Genomic DNA, 18760 nt, shown 5'->3' with positions numbered 1-18760 from the left:
GCGAGCGGCCCCACGGTGCGGGGAGCTGCGACGCGCCGTCCGCCGGACCGCGGACGTACCTGGCAGACGGTCCGACGGGCGACGCGTGTGGGTGGGCCGCCGCATTGTCGAGGGGGAGCCGGCGGCCCGGCCTCTCTGGCTCGGCCAGAGATCCGGCCCAGGGGAGCCGGACGAAGCACAGTCAACCGAGCCCGGGGCACCGAGGGCAGAGTACGTACCGCCCCGATCCGGGCACTTGGTTCACACCCCGTGTGAACCGGGCTCAACTACCCTGAACACACGGACGATTGAGCCGTGACGCTGCCCGGAGGGCGAGAGGCGAGATGCAGCCCAACACTCTGCTCGACGCGATCCTCGACGAGGCCGGAATCTCCCACGCGGGACTGGCCGCCCACGTCAACCAGGCGGGCAAGGCCAGAGGCCTCGCCCTGCGGTACGAACACACCGCCGTGGCCCGCTGGTTGAAGGGCCAGCGCCCGCGCGGCCAGGTGCCCGACCTGATCTGCGAGGTGCTCGCCGCCCGCCTGCACCGCAGCGTCACGCTCGACGACATCGGCCTCGGCGTGCCCGGCGGCCCGGCCGATCCGCACGGCTCCGGCGGCGGCACGCTGTCCGGCTTCGTGGAGCGGGCCACGGCGCTGTGGCGCTCCGACGAGCAGCAGCGCCCGCACATACTGGGCGCCCCCGCCGTGACCGGAACCCCCGCCGTGATGCCCGTCTGGGAGTGGGAGAACCCGCCGGAGGACGTGGACGTGTCCCGGGGCGGGCGGCACCGGGTGAGCATGACCGACATCGAGATGCTGCGCTCCGCGCGGGCGCACTACGAGCAGATGTACCGCAAGACCGGCGGCGTCGCGACCCGCGCCCGGATCGTCGGCTTCCTCAACGCCGAGGCAGCCCCGCTGCTCCGCGGCTGCTACACCGACGCCACCGGACGCCAACTGCACCGCGCCACCGGCGGGTTGGTGGCCGTCGCCGGGATCTGCGCGTACGACTCGGACGCGCACGGCCTCGCGCAGCGCTACTTCCACCAGGCGCTGCGGCTGGCCAAGGCCAGCGGGGACCGGGGGCTCGGGGCGTACGTGATAGCGCTGCTCGTCAACCAGTCGCTGTACATGCGGGAGTTCCGGCAGGCCGTCGCGTTCGCGGAGGCGGCCCTGCGCGCGGCGGGCCCGCACATCACGCCCGCGCTCGCCGCCGACCTGTACGCGATGCAGGCCAAGGCGTACGCGCACCTCGGCGACGGCGGCAGCGCGCTGGCCTGCATCCGCCGCGCCGAGTCCGCGGCCGACCGCATCCACCGCGGCCGCGAGCCGGACGAGACGGGGTACGTGCAGCCGGGCCTGGTCAACGTCCAGGTCGCGGAAGCCCTGCTGAGCCTCGGTGATCTGCCGGCGGCGCGGGAGCACTCCACGGCCGCCGTGGACACCCCGGCCCACGACCGCGGCCGGGTGCACCGGCTCGCGGTGCTCACCCAGATCGAGCTGCGCCAGGGCGACGCGGACAAGGCGGTGGCGACGGCCGTGCAGATGGCTGAGCAGGCGCGGGGCATGGAGTCGCAGCGGCTGCGGGACCGGCTGCGCGCGGTCCGCGAGCACCTCGTACGCAACGGCTGCCGCGGCACGGCGGAGGCGGCGGCGCTGATCGACGGGGCGCTGCGGGTGCCGCTGTAGGGCCCGCGCGGCTCCCGAACTCCCGTCCGCTGCTGCGATATTGCCACTACTTCGGCGGAAGGTGGCAGAACCGTGCAGTGGACGAACATGAAAGAACAAACCGTGTACGAGAACCGCTGGTTCCAGGTCAACCTCGCGGACGTCGCGTTGCCCGACGGCCGGCATCTCGACCACTTCCTGATCCGCATGCGGCCGGTCGCAGTGGCCACGGTGGTCAACGGGGCGAACGAGGTCCTGCTGCTGTGGCGGCACCGCTTCATCACAGACAGCTGGGGCTGGGAACTGCCCGCGGGCGTCGTCGAGGACGGCGAGGACGTCGCGGTCGCGGCCGCGCGGGAGCTGGAGGAGGAGACCGGCTGGCGGCCAGGGCCGATGCGGCACCTGATGAGCGTGGAGCCGTCCAACGGCCTGACCGACGCCGTGCACCACGTCTACTGGTCGGACGAGGCCGCGTACACCGGGCCCCCGCAGGACGCGTTCGAGTCGTCACGGCGGGAGTGGGTCCACCTGAAGGTGGTGCCGGACCTGATCGCCCGGGGGGAGGTGCCGGGGGCGAACATGGTGGCGGCGTTGCTGATGCTGCATCAACTCCGGTTGGGGTAGGGCGGGTTGCCGTGCCGTCGACTCGGGCGCCGCCCCTGCTTCGCCCTGCGGGCTCTATCAGTTCCCCTCCCCACCCCTTCCCGAAAGCCTCCGGCGGTGTTCGTTCGTCTGCTGCGCCGTCGTGGCTGGTCGCGCAGTTCCCCGCGCCCCTGAAAACAGCCCCTCCGGCGTTTGAGGAGCGGGTGTCCGGGGGCTGGCCCCCGTGCCGACGGCAGTCTTTCGGGAAGGGGCGGGGAGGGGATCGAAAACCGCGTCTCAGTGGCCCACCGCCTGCCAGATCGCCACCGCCAGCGCGCCCAAGGCCGCCAGGACGGCAAGCGCAGGCAGGGGCCAGCGGGTGCGTTCCAGGGCGGCGACGCGTGCGCTCAGGTCGTCCAGGTCCTTGCCGCACTGCTCGTCGCGCTGGGTCAACAGGGCGAGCTTTCCGTCCACTTGGGCGAGACCCACGTCGATCGAGCGTCGTAACTCCGCGTGTTCCTCCGGGACCACGCTCTGCTCGGGGTCGGTGGTCACGACTGCGCTCCTCTCCGGCCGGGAATCCGGCGTCGATTCACCTTCGGTTCGCATCCCCCTGACGCGCACGCACAGTCAATACGGCTGGTCGTCGTGGCGGAAGCGGGTGCGCACGGCATATGCGGGCCCGTGGCGCACACCCTGTGTGAAGCGCGAGGGCCCGGCACGCGGGAAGCGGTGCCGGGCCCTTCGGAGACGGCCCGTTCTGGCCGGATCGATACGCAGCGTGGCTGGAAAGCCCTGGGATCAGTACGCGATCAGTACGTGATCAGTACGCGATCAGTGCGCGATCAGTACGTGTAGAAGCCCGAGCTCGTCTTCCGGCCGAGGCGGCCCGCGTCGACCATGCGCTGCAGCAGCGGGGGAGCGGCGTACAGCGGCTCCTTGTACTCGGCGTACATCGAGTCGGCGACCGAGGCGACCGTGTCCAGGCCGATCAGGTCGGCCAGCTTCAGCGGGCCCATCGGGTGGGCGCAGCCGAGCTCCATGCCGTTGTCGATGTCCTCGCGCGAGGCGATGCCCGACTCGAACATCCGGATCGCGGAGAGCAGATACGGGATGAGCAGGGCGTTGACGACGAAGCCCGAGCGGTCCTGCGCACGGATCGCGTGCTTGCCGAGGATCTTCTCGACGGCGGCCTCGGCGCGGCTGATCGTGCCCTCGGACGTGGTGAGCGCGGGGATCAGCTCGACCAGCTGCTGCACCGGCGCCGGGTTGAAGAAGTGGATGCCGATGACCTGGTCCGGGCGGGAGGTCGCGACGGCCAGCTTGACCAGCGGGATCGACGAGGTGTTGGAGGCGAGGATCGCGTCCGGGCGGGTCACCACCTGGTCGAGGACCTGGAAGATCTCGGTCTTGATCGCCTCGTTCTCGACGACGGCCTCGATCACCAGGTCACGGTCGGCGAACTCGCCGAGGTCGGTGGTGAAGGTGAGCCGCGCCAGCGTCTCGTCCCGCTCCTCCTCCGTGATCTTCCCGCGCTCGGCGGCCTTCGCGAGCGAATTGTACAGCCGCGTGCGGCCGATCTCCAGGGCTTCGCCGGTGGTCTCCGCGACCTTGACCTCGAGTCCCGAGCGCGCGCACACCTCCGCGATGCCCGCGCCCATCTGGCCACAGCCCACTACTCCGACGCGTGCGATATCGCCCATAAGGTCGGTCACCTTGTGCCTTTCACTGTTCTTCGGCCCGGCAGCGACGCCGTTGTACAGCGCCGGCCTCGGTCCCGACGTTACTCCGCGCCTCCTGGTGCCCCGTGGGGCGGGGCGGGCATCCTGTCCGTTCACACATGGACATCGGTCGCAGGCGGAGGCATTCGGTGCGAATCTCTCGCAGGGCGTTCGGAGCGGCGGCAGTGGCGCTGGTCACACAGGCCGCGATGGTCTCGGAGGCGGTGGCGCGGGCCGGCCGGCCCACGGAAACGGCAGGCTTACGGGGCGGCGGGGACGGAGGGGACGCGGGGCGCGGCGACCTTCGCGGGATGTGGCTGGCCAGCGTCGCCAACCGGGACTGGCCGTCCAGGCCGGGCCTGAGCGCGGCCGAGCAGCGGGCCGAGCTGATCGCCTATCTCGACGGGGCGGTGCGGCGGCGGCTGAACGCGGTGGTGTTCCAGGTCCGGCCGTCGGCGGACGCGCTGTGGCCGTCCCCGTACGAGCCGTGGTCGGTGTATCTGACCGGGGTGCAGGGGCGGGACCCGGGCTGGGACCCGCTGGGCACGGCCGTGGTGGAGGCGCACCGGCGGGGCCTCGAACTGCACGCCTGGTTCAACCCGTACCGCGTGGCCACGCACACCGACGTGACGAAGCTGACGCCCGGGCATCCGGCGCGGGTGCACCCGGACTGGGTCGTGCCGTACGGCGGGAAGCTGTACTACAACCCGGGGCTGCCGGAGGTCCGGCGGTTCGTGCAGGACGCGATGCTGGACGCGGTCCGCCGCTATCCCGTGGACGCGGTGCACTGGGACGACTACTTCTACCCGTATCCGGTCGCGGGCCAGGTCTTCGACGACGACGCCGCGTACGCGCGCTACGGCGGCGGCTTCCCGGACCGGGCGAGCTGGCGGCGGCACAACACGGACCGGCTGGTGCGGGAGATGTCCGAGCGGATTCCGCGGGTGCGGCGGGGCGTGCGGTTCGGGATCAGCCCGTTCGGCGTGTGGCGCAACCGCAGCACGGACCCGCTGGGCTCGGACACGGCGGCGGGGGTGCAGACGTACGACGACCTGTACGCGGACACCCGGGGCTGGGTGCGCCGCGGCTGGCTGGACTACGTCGTGCCGCAGCTGTACTGGAACATCGGCTTCCAGGCCGCGGACTACGCGAAGCTGCTGCCCTGGTGGGCGGGCGTGGTGCGGGACACCGGAGTGCGGCTCCACCTGGGCGAGGCGCTGTACAAGCAGGGCGATCCGGCGCAGCCCGCCCCCTGGCAGGACCCGGGGGAGCTGTCCCGCCATCTGGCGTTCGCGAGCGGGTACCGCGAGGCGCGCGGCCACGTCTTCTTCTCGGGGAAGGAGGTCGTGACCGATCCGTTCGGTGCCATGGCCCGCGTGGTGGCCGACCACTACGAGCGGAGCTGACCCCGCGACGGGCGGCCCCGGCACCCCGGCGCCGCCCCCGCGTCACGTCTGTTCGGTGCTGCGTTACGCCTGTTCCCGGTGGCGTACGACGGTGTCGGGGCCGGGCGAGAGCACTGCCTCGTGTCCGTCGTCGAACTTGACGCGGTACGGGGGTTCGCCCTTGTCGCCGAGCACTTCGACGACCTCTGCCTCGTGGTCGTGCTGGCCGACGATCCTGCCGTGCACCAGGAGCGTGTCGCCCACACTTGCCTGCATCGGAGGTGACCTCCCTGTCGCCTAGGAGGGGCGCCCGCCGCCCTGCCCGGCCGGCCGGGAACGGTGGGCGGTCCGTGGCCGTAAGTCTACGGCGGGGGGTGCGGTTCGGGCGCGGCGACGAGGGCGGCCGGGTGGCCTCGCCGTACGCGGGGTACGGGCCGTTCAGCCCCGGGAGCGCTGGGTGACCGCGATGCAGACGAGCACGGCCACGGCGGTGACGGGCGCGGCCCACGGCATGTGCTCGCCGAGCAGCAGCACGGACCAGACGAGCGTCAACAGCGGCTGGGCGAGCTGGAGTTGGCTGGCCTTGGGGATGCCGATGGCGGCCATGCCCCGGTACCAGACGATCAGGCCGACCCACTGCGAGCCGACCGCGAGCCAGGCCAGCCCGGCGACGCTGCGCGCGGTCAGGTGGACGGGCTCGTACCCGACGGCGATCCAGGCGCCGACGGCGGCGAGCGGCAGGCACAGCACGAGGGCCCAGCCGATGACGTGCCAGCCGGGCATGACGCGCGCGAGCCGCCCGCCCTCGGTGTAGCCGGCCGCGCAGATCAGCAGCGCGGCGAAGAGGTACAGGTCGGCGGTGGTGAGAGCGCCGCCGCTCTGCTGCACCGTGAACGCGATCACGGCGGCGGCCCCGGCGAGCGCGGCCGTCCAGAAGGTGCGCGAGGGCCGGGCGCCGGTGCGCAGCGCCGAGAACAGCGCGGTGGTCAGCGGCAGCAGGCCGACGACGACGGCGGCGTGCGCGGTCGTCGACGTCTGCAGGGCGAGCGTGGTCAGCAGCGGGAACCCGAGGACCACTCCGGCCGCGACGACCGCGAGCCCGGCCCAGTGGCGGCGCTCGGGCAGTCGTACGCGCAGGGCGAGCAGGCAGCCGCCCGCGAGCAGCCCGGCGAGGACCATGCGGACGGCGACGAGGGTCCAGGGCCCGAGGCCTTCGAGGGCCCAGACGGTGCCGGGGAAGGTCAGCGAGAACGCGGTGACGCCGAGCGCGGCGAGGAGGGTGCCGCCGGTGTTGCCTCCGCGCGGGGTGCCTGCCGTGGCGCCTCGGCTCGTCGTCTCCGTACCGACTGCTATCCGGCTCGGGGGAGTAGCGCTATCCTGTGCTGTCATGCAACAGCGTAGCAGCGTAGGTGACTTGGCAAAACTGCTCCGGGACGAGGTGAAGCGCTACTCGCCCGGTGGGAAGCTGCCGTCGAGTCGCGCGCTGGTCGAGCGCTACCGGGTCAGCCCGGTGACCGTCTCGCGCGCCCTCGCCCAGCTCGCCGCCGAGGGCCTGGTCGTGACCCGTCCCGGCGCGGGCGCCTTCCGGGCGGAGCCGCGTACCGTCGAGGCGCCCGCCGGGGACACCTCGTGGCAGCAGCTCACGCTGAGTGCGGCAGCGGCGGCCGAGACGGTGCCGCGCAGCGTCGACGCGAGCGGGGTGCTCGCGAGCCTGGCCGCGCCGCCGTCCGGCGTCATCGAGTTCAACACCGGCTATCTGCACCCGGCCCTCCAGCCCGAGCGGGCCCTCGCGGCGGCCCTCACCCGCGCGGCCCGCCGCCCCGGCGCGTGGGCCAGGCCGCCGCTCGACGGCATCCCGGAGCTGCGCGAGTGGTTCGCGCGCGGCTGCGGCGGCGCCATCACCGCGTCCGAGGTGCTGATCACGGCGGGCGGCCAGTCCGCGCTCACCACCGCGCTGCGCGCCCTCGCCCCGCCCGGCGCGCCCGTACTCGTCGAATCGCCCACGTACCCCGGCATGTTGGCGATCGCGCGGGCCGCCGGGCTGCGGCCCGTGCCGGTGCCGGTCGACACCGACGGGGTGCGGCCCGAGCTGCTCGCCGCCGCGTTCGAGGCGACCGGGGCGCGGGTGTTCGTCTGCCAGCCGTTGTTCCAGAACCCGACGGGCGCGGTGCTCGCCGCGCACCGGCGGGGCGAGGTGCTGCGGATCGCGCGCGAGGCGGGCGCGTTCATCGTCGAGGACGACTTCGTGCGCAGGCTCGTGCACGCCGACGCCGGGCCGCTGCCCGCGCCGCTCACCGCCGACGACCCGGACGGCGTGGTCGTGCACGTCTGCTCGCTCACCAAGGCGACCTCGCCGAGCTTCCGGGTCTGCGCGCTGGTGGCCCGGGGGCCGGTCCTGGAACGCCTTCGCGCCATCCAGATCGTCGACAACTTCTTCGTGCCGCGCCCGCTGCAGGAGGCCGCGGTCGAGCTCGTCGGCTCGCCCGCCTGGGGGCGCCATCTGCGCGCCGTGGCAAGCGAGTTGCGGGACCGCAGGGACCGGATGACGTCGGCGCTCCTGCGCGACGTCCCCGAACTCGCCCTGCCGCACGTCCCGAGCGGCGGCTACCACCTGTGGCTGCGCCTGCCCGACGGCGCCGAGGAGGCGTCCCTCGCCGCGGCGGCCCTGCGCGCGGGCGTCGCGATCACCCCCGGCCGCCCGTACTTCTGCGCCGAACCGCCCGCCGGACACGTCCGGTTGAGCTTCGCCGGACTCGCGGGCGAGGCGGAGATCGCGGAGGGGGTGCGCCGGCTGCGGCGGGCCTGCGACGAAGTGCTGGGGTGACCGCCCGCGCCGTTCGTCATCCGAAACTCGCTGGCCCGCCCGCGCCCGACCTGGAACTCTGCCGCCATGACGACGTACGACGACACCGCCTCCGACCTCGCCGGCCTCGCCGCCGTTCCCGGGTACGAGATCTCCACCGACCCCGCCCGCATCGACGCGGACCGCGTGTACGAGTGGCTCTCCACCGACGCGTACTGGGCCGTCGGCCGCAGCCGCGAGAAGCAGGACCGCGCGATCTCCGGATCGCTCAACTTCGGGGCGTACGAGGAGGCTTCGGGGGAACAGGTGGCGTACGCCCGAGTCGTCACGGATTACGCGGACTTCGCCTGGCTCTGCGACGTGTACGTGTCCCCGAAGGCCCGCGGCAAGGGCCTCGGCATCGCGCTCGCCGCGGCCGTGCGCGCCGAGCTGGAGCCGTACGGCCTGCGCCGCATCCTGCTCGCCACGGGCGACGCGCACGGGGTGTACGCGAAGGTCGGCTTCCGGCAGGTGGACGACCCCGAGGCGTGGATGGTGTACGGCAAGAAGAGGTGAGGGCGCGCGGTCGGCTGCGGGCCGGGGCGTTCGTGGTGAGCCTCACGGGGTGGGTTCCTTCACGTCTTCACCACTTGACCTGCGCAGCCCCTCCCAGCACGATCGCCGCATGCATGTTCGGGCCACCTTCGTAGCCGCCGCCCGCAGCTCCTCCCTGCTCGCCGAGCGCTTCGACGACGACCGGCCGCTGGACCAGGCGGGCTGGCACGAGGTGCAGTCGGCGGCGCCCGGACTCGTCCCGCTGGCCGCGGCCGAGCTGCGCTACTGCTCGCCGACGGTGCGCAGCCGCGCCACGGGCGACGCGCTCGGGTACGCGCCGCTCTCCCAAGTCGCCCTGCGGGACTGCGACATGGGGCGCTGGCGCGGGCTCACCCTCGCGGAGGTCACGGCGAGCGAGCCCGCCGCGGTGGACGCCTGGCTCGCCGACCCGCGCGCGACGCCGCACGGCGGGGAGTCGCTGCTCGCGTTCATCGCCCGCGTCGGGCAGTGGCTGGACACCCGCCCGGCCGCCGACGGCGGCAGCATCGTCACGGTCGCGGAGCCGTCGGTGGTGCGCGCGGCCCTCGTGTACGCCCTGAAGGCACCCCCGGCCACGTACTGGAACATCGACGTCCGCCCCCTGTCGACGGTCGCCCTCACCGGGCAGGCGGGGCGGTGGAGTCTGCGGGTGTAGCGCCCGCGGCCGTCAGCCCCGGGCCGTCGGCTCGGCGGTCCGGGCCCGAAGTGCCGCTCGTACAGCGCCACTTGCCCCTCGTCCACCTCCGGCCAGGCCCCGGCCCCGTACGCCTCCGCGCCGTCCCCCGCCACCAGCACCACGTCTCCCCGCTCGCCCGCCTCCCGCATCCGGGACGCCGGACGGCACGCGCCCCACAGGCCGGCCCCGGCCGCCGGGTCCACCGAAAGGCCCTGCCCGGGGCGGGAGTTGAGCCAGTGGGCGCCCGCGAACGTGGCGGCGTCCCGCACCGGGACGACCAGGTCCACCACGCCCGCGTCGAAGGCGGCTCCATGCGCGGGCGCCCGATGCCGGGGACCCGGGACGGCATGCCGGTGGTGCCGTCGGCGCAGTCGCTAGTCGTCATGGCTCGCATCCTGCCGTTCCGCCCGTTCCGCCCGTTCCGCCTGCCCCGTGCTCCCGGTGTCCCCGGTGTCCCCGGTGTGCCCGGTGTGCCGGGTGCGGCCCAACTCCTCGCGCCTGCCTGCCAGAAGGGCACGTTCCGCCGTGTTCCGGGTGTGCGCCATCGCCTCCTCGTACGCGCGCCCCGCCTCCTCGTACCGGCCGAGCCGGCGCAGCAGATCCGCGCGTACGGCGTGGAAGACGTGGTAGCCGGACAGGCCCTCCAGGGCGTCGACCTGGGCGAGGGCCGGGCCCGGGCCGTCCGTCTCGGCGACGGCGACCGCGCGGTTGAGGGCGACGACCGGACTCGGCGCGAGCGCGAGCAGCTGGTCGTAGAGCCGGACGATCTGGTCCCAGTCCGTGGCCGCCGTGGACGGGGCGTCGCTGTGCACCGCCTGGATCGCGGCCTGGATCTGGTACGGGCCCGGCGCGTTCCGGCGCAGGCAGCGGCGCACCAACTCCTGCCCCTCCGCGATCAGTTGCCGGTCCCACAGTGTGCGGTCCTGGTCGCCGAGCAGCACAAGCGAGCCGTCGGCGGCGGTCCGCGCGGGCCGGCGGGACTCGCCGAGCAGCATCAGGGCGAGCAGCCCGAGCACCTCCGGCTCGTCCGGCATCAGCTCCGCGAGCAGCCGCCCGAGGCGCACCGCCTCCGCCGTCAGGTCGGCGCGCACCGCGGCCTCGCCGGAACCCGCCGTGTGACCCTCGTTGAAGATCAGGTAGACCACCGCGAGCACCGCCCGCAGCCGCTCCGGAAGATCCGCGTCCCGCGGCACCCGGTACGGGATGCGGGCCGCCCGGATCTTCCCCTTGGCGCGCACCAGCCGCTGCGCCATCGTCGGCTCGGGCACCAGGAAGGCGCGGGCGATCTCGGCCGTGCTGAGGCCGCCGATCAGGCGCAGCGTGAGGGCCACCCGGGCGGCGGGCGCGAGTGCCGGGTGGCAGCACGTGAAGATCAGGCGGAGCCGGTCGTCGCGCACGGGGCCCTCCTCCGGTGGCTCGCCCTGCGCGTGCAGGAGCGCGGCCTGCGCGTACTTGTCGGCGCGGGCGGCCTCGCGGCGCAGCCGGTCGACGGCGCGGTTGCGGGCCGTCGTGATGATCCAGCCGGCCGGGCTGGGCGGCATGCCCTGCTCGGGCCACCGTCGTACCGCCTCGGTGAACGCGTCCTGCACCGCCTCCTCGGCGATGTCCACGTCCCCGAACGTGCGGATCAGGACGGCGACGGCCCGCCCGTACTCCTCCCGGAAGACCCGGGAGACCTGCTCCTGGCCGCCCGGCTCCGGCCCGTCCATCTCGCTCACCCGCAGGTGCCGTACTTCAGGGGCCGCACCTCGATCGGCAGCGTCGTCGCCTCGGCGAGCCTGCGTCCCCAGGCGAGCGCCTCGTCCAGGTCGGCCGCCCGGATCACGGTGAACCCGCCGAGGTGCTCCTTGCCCTCCACGTACGGGCCGTCGGTGGTGAGGACCTCCTCGTCCCGCACGCGTACGACCGTCGCGGTGTCCGGCGCGTGCAGGCCGCCCGCGAACACCCAGGCCCCGGCCGCCCGCAGCTCCTCGTTCAGGGCCGCGACCTTCCGCATGATCGGCTCCAGGATCTCCGGCGCCGGCGGCTCCCCGTCGGGCTGGTAGATGCCGAGCAGGTACTGCTGCGTGTCCTGTGCGTTCCCGGCGTCCTGCATGCGCTGTGTGTGCTGCGTGTGCTGCATGGTGCTCACTCCTCGCGGATCATCGTGGCGAGCGCCGCTCTCGTACGGGCTCTCTCACCCCCTATACGAACGAGCCGCGCCCGGATCGACAGCCCGACACGAGGAATTCGTACAGGCTTCGCCGTCAGCGAAGAGGGCCCTGTCCGCGGAACCCCCGACACGAGATATCTTGATGTCGAGCAATTCCGACCGATGCAGTAGACGTGGAGCGGAGCACCCGGTGACTGACTCGACCATCATCTACACCCACACTGACGAGGCCCCGGCCCTGGCGACGCATTCGTTCCTGCCGGTGGTCCAGGCGTACGCCTCGACGGCCGGTGTCGCCGTGGAGACCCGCGACATCTCCCTCGCGGGCCGGATCATCGCCGTCTTCCCCGAGTACCTCAAGGAGGAGCAGCGCATCGGCGACGCCCTCGCCGAGCTCGGTGAGCTGGCCAAGACCCCCGGCGCCAACATCATCAAGCTGCCGAACATCTCGGCCTCCATCCCGCAGCTGAAGGCCGCGGTCGCCGAGCTGCAGGCCCAGGGCTACGCGCTCCCCGACTACCCGGACGACCCGAAGACCGACGAGGAGCGCGACATCCGCGCCCGCTACGACAAGGTCAAGGGCTCCGCCGTCAACCCGGTGCTGCGCGAGGGCAACTCCGACCGCCGCGCCCCCGCCTCGGTGAAGAACTACGCCAAGGCCCACCCGCACCGCATGGGCGCCTGGACTCCCGAGTCCAAGACCAACGTCGCCACCATGGGTGAGAACGACTTCCGCTCCACCGAGAAGTCCGCCACCATCGCCGCGGACGGCTCGCTCCGCATCGAGCTGGTCGCCCAGGACGGCACCGTCACCGTCCTCCGCGAGTCCGTGCCGGTGCTCGCCGGTGAGGTCGTCGACGCCTCCGTGATGCACGTCGCCGCGCTGCGCGAGTTCCTGTCCGCGCAGATCGAGCGCGCCAAGGCCGAGGGCGTCCTGTTCTCCGTGCACCTCAAGGCGACGATGATGAAGGTCTCCGACCCGATCATCTTCGGCCACGTGGTCCGCGCCTTCTTCCCGCAGACCTTCGCCAAGTACGGCGAGGCCCTGGTCGCCGCCGGCCTGTCCCCGAACGACGGCCTCGGCTCGATCCTCAAGGGCCTGGACTCCGTGCCGCACCTCGGCGCCGAGATCAAGGCGTCCTTCGAGGCCGAGCTGGCCGAGGGCCCCGAGCTCGCGATGGTCGACTCGGACAACGGCATCACCAACCTGCACGTCCCGTCGGACGTCATCGTGGACGCCTCCATGCCCGCGATGATCCGCACCTCCGGCCACATGTGGGGCCCCGACGGCCAGGAGGCCGACACCCTCGCCGTCCTGCCGGACTCCAGCTACGCGGGCATCTACCAGGTCGTCATCGACGACTGCCGCGCCAACGGCGCCTACGACCCGTCGACGATGGGCTCCGTCCCGAACGTCGGCCTGATGGCGCAGAAGGCCGAGGAGTACGGCTCGCACGACAAGACCTTCGAGGTCCCGGCCGCCGGCACCGTCCGCGTGGTCGACGCCAACGGCGACGTGGTCCTGGAGCAGGAGGTCGCCGAGGGCGACATCTTCCGCGCCTGCCAGACCAAGGACGCGCCGATCAAGGACTGGGTCAAGCTCGCCGTGACCCGCGCCCGCGCCACCGGCGACCCGGCCGTGTTCTGGCTGGACGAGAACCGCGCCCACGACGCGCAGCTCATCGCCAAGGTCAACGCCTACCTGCCGGAGCACGACACCGAGGGCCTGGACATCCGCATCCTGGCGCCGGTCGACGCGATCAAGTTCTCCCTCGACCGCATCCGCCGCGGCGAGAACACCATCTCCGTCACCGGCAACGTCCTGCGCGACTACCTCACCGACCTGTTCCCGATCCTGGAGCTGGGCACCAGCGCCAAGATGCTGTCCGTCGTCCCGCTGATGAACGGCGGCGGCCTCTTCGAGACGGGCGCCGGCGGCTCCGCCCCGAAGCACGTCCAGCAGCTGGTCAAGGAGAACTACCTGCGCTGGGACAGCCTCGGCGAGTTCCTCGCCCTCGCGGTCTCCTTCGAGCACCTCGCGCAGACCACGGGCAACGCCCGCGCGCAGATCCTGGCCGACACCCTGGACCGCGCCACGGCCACGTTCCTGAACGAGAACAAGTCCCCGGCCCGCAAGCTCGGCAGCATCGACAACCGCGGCAGCCACTTCTACCTGTCCCTGTACTGGGCCCAGGAACTGGCCAAGCAGACCGAGGACGCCGCGCTCGCCGAGGCGTTCGCCGAGCTCGCCAAGACGCTCACCGAGCAGGAGCAGACCATCGTCGACGAGCTCCTCGCCGTGCAGGGCTCCCCGGCGGACATCGGCGGCTACTACCAGCCCGACGTGAAGAAGGCCTCGGCGGTCATGCGCCCCTCGGCCACCTTCAACCAGGCGCTGTCGCAGCTCGCCTGACGTCTCTCGCACCACCCGCACAGGGGTACGCCCCGGCCGCTCACCGTCGGCCGGGGCGTACGCGTTTCTGCGGCCCCTGTTCTGCGGCCCCCGGGTCTAGGGCCTCGGGGCGCCGCCCGTGCTCGTGCCCCAGGGGTTGTCGATCACGTACCGCCATCGGCCGTCCGGGCCGCGCCGGGCCACGTCCGTCGCCGTGCCCTCGATGTGGACGTGCTGCCCGTCGGGGCCGGTGCCGTCGATGACCCAGTCGACGATCAGCAGGGCGATGTCGTCGGCGACGTACGTGTGCCGGGGTGTGACGGCGATGGGCAGGCCGAGGCCCTGGAACTCGGCGTTGGCGGCGCGCAGGCCGGCCCCGGTGACGGTCTCGCCGGGGCGCGGTACGAAGACGGCGTCCTCGGTGTAGACCTGCGCGAGAGCTTCGGGGCTGCCGGAGTTGAAGGCCGCCGCGAAGACGGCGGGGTGTTGCCCGGGGGAGGCGGTCAGGGAAACAGTGGGGCCATGCTCAGGCCCGATGTGCGACGACTCGATGCTCATGCCCGCAGCCAACCCGGCGACGCCATGGGTCACCAAACGGAAACCCACGAGGCAGGGGTGACGGAACGGTCGGCGTCGGCGGACCGGGCGGTGCTGGCGGGCCGGGCGTCGTCGGCAGGCCGGGCGGCGTCGTCGGCGGACCGGTCGGCGCCGGAGGGGCAACCCCCGTGCTGGGACGCCGAGTTGGTGCTCGACGAGCGCGGCCGTACGCGGCGGCCCGAGCCGGACTGTCCGGTCGAGCTGGCCCTGGCCGCGGTCGCGGGCCGCTGGACGACGCTCGTCCTGCGCGAACTGCTCTCCGGCGCCGACTCGTTCAGCGACCTGAGGGAACGGCTGCCCGGGATCAGCGCCAAGGTGCTCGCGGAGCGGCTGCGGGTCCTGGAGGAACGCGGCCTGCTGCACCGCACCCGCCTCCCCGGCTTCCCGCCCCGCACCCGCTACGCGCTGACCGCCGCGGGCCGCGCCCTGCGCCCCCTGCTCGTGGAGCTCTACCGGACGGGGGCGGCGTTGGGCGAGGCGGGCGCGGACCGCGGTGCGGGCACGGACCCCGGTGCGGGCGCGGGGGAGTAGCGCGCGCCCCTCAACTCGGCGGCCGGGGCCGGAGGTTGAGGGGCGCGGAGTCCGGCGACCGCACGCCGGGCGGGCCGGGCGGAGCCGCCGGGAGGCTCAGAGGCCGAACTCGTGCGGCGGCACGTTGAGCGCCGCGCATGCCTCGCGCAGGACCTGCTGCTCGGCCGGGGCGACATAGCCGTCCGCACCCGCCACGACCACGCCGGTCTGGACGACGGCACGCGCCTCGGTCGGCTTCTTCGCGGCCTTGGCGATCTCCTGCATGACCTCGGCCTTGCCCTGCTGGAAGTTGAACGACAGCTGGTCCACGTGCTTGTTGAAGCGCTGCCGCAACTGCTCCGGCGGGAAGTTCTGCAACACGTCGTTCTGCAGGATCAGGGACTCGATCTGCTGCCGCTCGGCCGGGTCCACCGAACCGTCGGCCGCCGCGACCAGGGCGCACATGGCCATGCTCGCGTCGCGGTACGCACCGCTCTTCAGCTCCGTCTTCAGCGAGGAGAGCTGCGACTTGAGCATGCCGACGAGCTGTGCCTTGGAGCCGCCCGAGCCGCCGGAGCCGCTCGCGCCGCCGGAGTGGCCCGAGCCCGACCCGAAGCCGGGAATCCCGCCCCCGCCGCCGCTTCCGTGGCCGCCGGAGCCGCGCGCCCCCTGCGCCTGCTGCTGCAGACCCTTGGCCTGGTCCTTGATCCGGTCCCACATCGCCATCCGTGCCACCTCGGCTAGCCGTTCACTGGTACGTGCGCTCGCACGCATCACTTTGCCAACGCCTTACCTTTCCGGGAAGTTCCGGCCGGGGGCAAACGTGTTGGGGGCGGTGGCGACCTGTTAGAGTCCCGCAGCCACGTGAGCCTTCTCGTCGCGGACCCGATTCCGTCCGCCGAGGAGGCTCTTTCGCGTTCCGGACCGTTCCGGACCCCAGTGCCCGCCCCTGCCGAAGGAGACCCCGCCATGACCGTACGTACGAACACTCCGACGGAAGCGGGCAGTTGGCGGCTGGGCGGCGATCTGCCGGTCCGGCGCATCGGCTTCGGCGCGATGCGGCTGACCGGCACCGAACCGTTCGGCGGGGGTGTGCCGCGCGACCGTGAGCAGTCGATCGCCGTGCTGCGTAAGGCCGTCGAGCTGGGCGTGAACCACATCGACACCGCCGCGTTCTACTTCTCCGCGACCCGCTCCGCGAACGAGCTGATCAACCGGGCCCTGGCCCCGTACCCGGACGGTCTGGTCATCGCGACGAAGGTGTGGCCGGGCCGCGACACCTTGGGCGACTGGTGGTGGGCCAGGCCGGAGCAGCTGCGCGGGCAGGTCGAGGAGAACCTGCGCCAACTCGGCCGCGACCACCTGGACTTGGTGAACCTGCGGGTGCCGCGCAGCGGGCGGGCCGACTCGATCGGCGACCATGTCGGCGCCCTCGCCGAGCTCCGCGACGCGGGCCTGATCCGGCACCTCGGCGTCTCCAACGTCACGTCCGACCAGCTGACGGAGGCGCTGGCCATCGCCCCGGTCGCCTGCGTCCAGAATCCGTACGGGATCGGCGCGCCCGCCGAGGACCGGGCCCTGCTCGCCCGCTGCGGCGACCTCGGCATCGCGTTCGTCCCGTTCTACGCGATCGCCGGATCGGGCGGGGAGGCGGGCCCGCCTCCGGAGGAGGCCGCGAACATCGTCGCCGTCGCGCGTACGCACGGGGTGTCCGTGGCCCAGATCAAGCTGGCCTGGACCCTCCACCAGGGTGCCCACGTCCTCCCCATCCCCGGCACCGGCGACCCCCACCACTTGGAGGAAAACCTCCGCGCGGCCGAAGTGCGCCTGACGGGCCAGGAGTTGGCCCTGCTGGACGGTTCCTCGGCGGCGCCGCAGGGCTAGGGGGTGGGGGCTTGGGCACGCGGGGCGGAGCCCGCACCGAACCCAGGCCCGAGGGTGACGTGCGAGCCCTCGTCCGGGGGAGGGCCGACGGGGCGCCCGGGCCCGGGCGGAGACCGGTGTGCTCCGGCAGCGGCGGCCTCCGATGCCTGCGGGTCTGCCATGCACCCCGGCCCCCCGGCCTTGGTCGGCTTGCCGCCCCCGGCTCCGCCCAGCTGCCCCGCCCGAGCCCGCCTTGCCCCGAGTCCGTCTGCCCGAGCTCGCCCCCGCGGAACCGCAGCCCCAGTTGCCCCCCCACGGGGCGCGGCAGCACGCTCCGCCGGCGGGGGCTTTCCGTCCGCTGCCCTCCGCAGAAGTCGTCGCGAGCTGTTCCTGCGGAGGGCAGCGGGGCAAGCGGCCGTCGGCGGGCGGGACCGAGGGACATGGGGCCGAACGCCCCCGCCCTCTACTCCAACTCCCCCTCCAGCACCACCTGCACGATCGGCGGGCGTCCCCACAGGGCGAGGATCTCGTTGGCCAGGGTGACCGTCGACGTCGGTGACTGGGCTCCCCGGGTCGTGATGCCCGCCGCCGACAGGCTGCGCGGGACCGCTCCGGCGTCCAGGAGGGTGCGCCAGTCCTCCGGGGCGAGTTCCAGGTACTCCAAGCCCTTGAGTTCGGCTATTTCCAAGGGGTCCGCCAGCGTGCCCGGGTATGCCGTGAGGGTGCGGAGGCGGGGCAGGTCCAGGACCGGGGCGAGGCTCAGCGGGGCCGCATCCCACACCCCGATGGACAGGACCTCCAGATCCGGGTGGGCCGCGGCCGCCACGCTCGGCAGGCTCCGCCGGTTGACGTGCGCCACGGCCGCGGGGCCGTCCGGAGCGGGGCCGCCGCCGCTCGGCTCGCTCTCCCGGCCGAGGATCAGGTCGGTCAGCGAGTCGGCGATCAGCTCCGCCCCGATGTCGTACTCATGGCTCAGCATGACGATCTGCCCGACGTGCCCCCGCGGCCCCGGCGTCAGGTCGACCGCGATCCGGTCCCCGCCGCCGTTGTCCGCGAACACGATCCAGCCCGGCGAGCCGACCAGGCCCTGCACCGCGTCCTCGGGCGTCGTGACGACCGCTTCCATCGCCCCGAACCTCCACAGCGTCGGCCGGGACGCCGTGTCCGCCACGTACACCTCGGTCAGCGGGAACAGCTCGCAGCGCAGCGCCGTGTACGCGGCCTCGGCGGCCTCCGCGTCCTCGCCCCAGTCCTGCCACCGGCCGCGCGTCACGCGGTACAGCGCCTTCAGCTCCTCCGGCAGCGCGATCCCCAGCCGTTCCTCCGTCTCGGCGATCTCCGCGTCCGTCGCCCCGACCGCGCTCGCCGGTATCCGCTCGCGCAGCGTCCGCTCCAGGAGCGCCGGGTCCGCGGACGGGGCGGGCCCCGCGTCCGGCCCGGGCGGCTCGGGCAGCCGCCGCCACGGCTCCGGGACCGCGCCCTCGACCAGCAGCAGCGCTCCCGGCTGCGCCCCGAGCCCCGACTCCACGGCCGGGCTCTGCCCCATCACGCGGACCGTGACCGGCCCCGACGCCGCGAGCTTCGCCGTGAACGTCACGTCCTCCACCCCGGCCGCCGCGAGCGCCCCGTGCACCGGTTCGAGCGCTGCCACCTCGGCGTCGATGGCCTCCGTCGGCCGCCGGCCCCGCGTCCGCGACGGCAGACTCCAGCCGCCCCTGGCGATCCGCCCCGACGCGTACTCCGCCGCGCCTCCGGGCTCCGGCGTGAACCGCTCCCGCAGCAGCCGCAGCAACGGCTCCCACGTCGAGAAGGCGTGCAGCGAGGGCGAGTTGGCGTCCTGATCAGTCATGCCCC

18 protein-coding genes are annotated in these 18760 nt (G+C 73.4%); 9 read left to right on the top strand and 9 right to left on the bottom strand.

Translation table 11 applies throughout. The annotated features are described in order from the left end of the window. Positions 1-323: 323 nt before the first annotated feature. Both ACIDOF_RS06540 and ACIDOF_RS06535 read left to right on the top strand, forming a co-directional pair. Positions 324-1673: a transcriptional regulator gene (locus ACIDOF_RS06540; protein ID WP_409004737.1), complete on the top strand. Its 1350-nt coding sequence runs from the start codon at positions 324-326 to the stop codon at positions 1671-1673. A gap of 72 nt (positions 1674-1745) precedes the next feature. Next, positions 1746-2276 carry an NUDIX hydrolase gene (locus tag ACIDOF_RS06535; RefSeq protein WP_409004736.1) on the top strand — a complete coding sequence of 177 codons (531 nt, stop codon included), beginning with the start codon at positions 1746-1748 and terminating at the stop codon, positions 2274-2276. 255 nt (positions 2277-2531) lie between these two features. Here ACIDOF_RS06535 and ACIDOF_RS06530 read toward each other — a convergent pair whose 3' ends face one another. Both ACIDOF_RS06530 and ACIDOF_RS06525 read right to left on the bottom strand, forming a co-directional pair. After that, the gene (locus ACIDOF_RS06530; protein ID WP_409004735.1) at positions 2532-2789 is read right to left on the bottom strand and encodes a hypothetical protein; all 258 of its coding nucleotides are present in this window, start codon (positions 2787-2789) and stop codon (positions 2532-2534) included. 290 nt (positions 2790-3079) lie between these two features. Continuing rightward, on the bottom strand, positions 3080-3937 hold the full coding sequence (locus ACIDOF_RS06525) for a 3-hydroxybutyryl-CoA dehydrogenase (protein WP_409004734.1): 858 nt from the start codon (positions 3935-3937) through the stop codon (positions 3080-3082). A gap of 137 nt (positions 3938-4074) precedes the next feature. Here ACIDOF_RS06525 and ACIDOF_RS06520 point away from each other — a divergent pair, with 137 nt between their 5' ends. Then, positions 4075-5361: a glycoside hydrolase family 10 protein gene (locus tag ACIDOF_RS06520; RefSeq protein ID WP_409004733.1), complete on the top strand. Its 1287-nt coding sequence runs from the start codon at positions 4075-4077 to the stop codon at positions 5359-5361. Between the two features lie 63 nt (positions 5362-5424). Here the strand turns inward: ACIDOF_RS06520 and ACIDOF_RS06515 are convergent, their stop codons facing one another. Continuing rightward, on the bottom strand, positions 5425-5616 hold the full coding sequence (locus ACIDOF_RS06515; RefSeq protein WP_409004732.1) for a DUF1918 domain-containing protein: 192 nt from the start codon (positions 5614-5616) through the stop codon (positions 5425-5427). Positions 5617-5778: 162 nt separating this feature from the next. Then, positions 5779-6729, bottom strand: a complete 951-nt coding sequence (locus ACIDOF_RS06510) for a DMT family transporter (RefSeq protein ID WP_409004731.1) — start codon at positions 6727-6729, stop codon at positions 5779-5781. Between ACIDOF_RS06510 and ACIDOF_RS06505 the strand changes: the two genes are divergently transcribed. From ACIDOF_RS06505 to ACIDOF_RS06495, 3 genes are all read left to right on the top strand, one after another. Further along, positions 6728-8164: a PLP-dependent aminotransferase family protein gene (locus ACIDOF_RS06505; protein WP_409004730.1), complete on the top strand. Its 1437-nt coding sequence runs from the start codon at positions 6728-6730 to the stop codon at positions 8162-8164. The two genes, ACIDOF_RS06510 and ACIDOF_RS06505, sit on opposite strands and share 2 nt — an antisense overlap. A gap of 66 nt (positions 8165-8230) precedes the next feature. Beyond that, a complete protein-coding gene (locus tag ACIDOF_RS06500) occupies positions 8231-8698 on the top strand; it encodes a GNAT family N-acetyltransferase (RefSeq protein ID WP_409004729.1) in 468 nt (155 codons plus the stop codon). Positions 8699-8807: 109 nt separating this feature from the next. Further along, the gene (locus tag ACIDOF_RS06495) at positions 8808-9371 is read left to right on the top strand and encodes a histidine phosphatase family protein (RefSeq protein ID WP_409004728.1); all 564 of its coding nucleotides are present in this window, start codon (positions 8808-8810) and stop codon (positions 9369-9371) included. A 395-nt stretch (positions 9372-9766) separates the two neighbouring features. Here the strand turns inward: ACIDOF_RS06495 and ACIDOF_RS06490 are convergent, their stop codons facing one another. Both ACIDOF_RS06490 and ACIDOF_RS06485 read right to left on the bottom strand, forming a co-directional pair. Next, on the bottom strand, positions 9767-11101 hold the full coding sequence (locus ACIDOF_RS06490) for an RNA polymerase sigma factor (protein WP_409004925.1): 1335 nt from the start codon (positions 11099-11101) through the stop codon (positions 9767-9769). 5 nt (positions 11102-11106) lie between these two features. Then, on the bottom strand, positions 11107-11487 hold the full coding sequence (locus ACIDOF_RS06485; protein WP_409004924.1) for a YciI family protein: 381 nt from the start codon (positions 11485-11487) through the stop codon (positions 11107-11109). 247 nt (positions 11488-11734) lie between these two features. Here ACIDOF_RS06485 and ACIDOF_RS06480 point away from each other — a divergent pair, with 247 nt between their 5' ends. After that, positions 11735-13957 (top strand): NADP-dependent isocitrate dehydrogenase, encoded by a 2223-nt coding sequence (locus tag ACIDOF_RS06480; RefSeq protein WP_409004727.1) that lies wholly within the window; start codon positions 11735-11737, stop codon positions 13955-13957. Between the two features lie 96 nt (positions 13958-14053). Here ACIDOF_RS06480 and ACIDOF_RS06475 read toward each other — a convergent pair whose 3' ends face one another. Beyond that, a complete protein-coding gene (locus ACIDOF_RS06475) occupies positions 14054-14494 on the bottom strand; it encodes a YybH family protein (RefSeq protein WP_409004726.1) in 441 nt (146 codons plus the stop codon). 57 nt (positions 14495-14551) lie between these two features. Between ACIDOF_RS06475 and ACIDOF_RS06470 the strand changes: the two genes are divergently transcribed. After that, positions 14552-15064 carry a winged helix-turn-helix transcriptional regulator gene (locus ACIDOF_RS06470; protein WP_409004725.1) on the top strand — a complete coding sequence of 171 codons (513 nt, stop codon included), beginning with the start codon at positions 14552-14554 and terminating at the stop codon, positions 15062-15064. Between the two features lie 96 nt (positions 15065-15160). On the opposite strand, the gene ACIDOF_RS06465 is transcribed toward ACIDOF_RS06470, so the two are convergent. Continuing rightward, on the bottom strand, positions 15161-15769 hold the full coding sequence (locus ACIDOF_RS06465) for a tellurite resistance TerB family protein (protein WP_409004724.1): 609 nt from the start codon (positions 15767-15769) through the stop codon (positions 15161-15163). 243 nt (positions 15770-16012) lie between these two features. Here ACIDOF_RS06465 and ACIDOF_RS06460 point away from each other — a divergent pair, with 243 nt between their 5' ends. Continuing rightward, positions 16013-16927 carry an aldo/keto reductase gene (locus ACIDOF_RS06460; RefSeq protein WP_409004723.1) on the top strand — a complete coding sequence of 305 codons (915 nt, stop codon included), beginning with the start codon at positions 16013-16015 and terminating at the stop codon, positions 16925-16927. Between the two features lie 442 nt (positions 16928-17369). Here ACIDOF_RS06460 and ACIDOF_RS06455 read toward each other — a convergent pair whose 3' ends face one another. Further along, positions 17370-18755, bottom strand: a complete 1386-nt coding sequence (locus ACIDOF_RS06455) for an SMI1/KNR4 family protein (RefSeq protein WP_409004722.1) — start codon at positions 18753-18755, stop codon at positions 17370-17372. Positions 18756-18760 lie beyond the last annotated feature (5 nt).

The sequence above is a fragment of the Streptomyces sp. Da 82-17 genome (genome assembly GCF_046098215.1).
In the GTDB taxonomy this organism is placed as follows: domain Bacteria; phylum Actinomycetota; class Actinomycetes; order Streptomycetales; family Streptomycetaceae; genus Streptomyces.
Note: the sequence above shows the minus strand (reverse complement) of the source record. Positions and strands in the feature narration are given on the sequence as shown.

Bases quoted from the DNA above. Each gene is read 5' to 3' on its own strand.
- ACIDOF_RS06540 (WP_409004737.1), top strand. From the start codon at position 324: ATGCAGCCCAACACTCTGCTCGACGCGATCCTCGACGAGGCCGGAATC.
- ACIDOF_RS06525 (WP_409004734.1), bottom strand. From the start codon at position 3,937: ATGGGCGATATCGCACGCGTCGGAGTAGTGGGCTGTGGCCAGATGGGC.
- ACIDOF_RS06520 (WP_409004733.1), top strand. From the start codon at position 4,075: ATGGACATCGGTCGCAGGCGGAGGCATTCGGTGCGAATCTCTCGCAGG.
- ACIDOF_RS06515 (WP_409004732.1), bottom strand. From the start codon at position 5,616: ATGCAGGCAAGTGTGGGCGACACGCTCCTGGTGCACGGCAGGATCGTC.
- ACIDOF_RS06505 (WP_409004730.1), top strand. From the start codon at position 6,728: ATGCAACAGCGTAGCAGCGTAGGTGACTTGGCAAAACTGCTCCGGGAC.
- ACIDOF_RS06510 (WP_409004731.1), bottom strand. From the start codon at position 6,729: ATGACAGCACAGGATAGCGCTACTCCCCCGAGCCGGATAGCAGTCGGT.
- ACIDOF_RS06500 (WP_409004729.1), top strand. From the start codon at position 8,231: ATGACGACGTACGACGACACCGCCTCCGACCTCGCCGGCCTCGCCGCC.
- ACIDOF_RS06495 (WP_409004728.1), top strand. From the start codon at position 8,808: ATGCATGTTCGGGCCACCTTCGTAGCCGCCGCCCGCAGCTCCTCCCTG.
- ACIDOF_RS06490 (WP_409004925.1), bottom strand. From the start codon at position 11,101: ATGGACGGGCCGGAGCCGGGCGGCCAGGAGCAGGTCTCCCGGGTCTTC.
- ACIDOF_RS06485 (WP_409004924.1), bottom strand. From the start codon at position 11,487: ATGCAGGACGCCGGGAACGCACAGGACACGCAGCAGTACCTGCTCGGC.
- ACIDOF_RS06475 (WP_409004726.1), bottom strand. From the start codon at position 14,494: ATGAGCATCGAGTCGTCGCACATCGGGCCTGAGCATGGCCCCACTGTT.
- ACIDOF_RS06465 (WP_409004724.1), bottom strand. From the start codon at position 15,769: ATGGCGATGTGGGACCGGATCAAGGACCAGGCCAAGGGTCTGCAGCAG.
- ACIDOF_RS06460 (WP_409004723.1), top strand. From the start codon at position 16,013: ATGACCGTACGTACGAACACTCCGACGGAAGCGGGCAGTTGGCGGCTG.
- ACIDOF_RS06455 (WP_409004722.1), bottom strand. From the start codon at position 18,755: ATGACTGATCAGGACGCCAACTCGCCCTCGCTGCACGCCTTCTCGACG.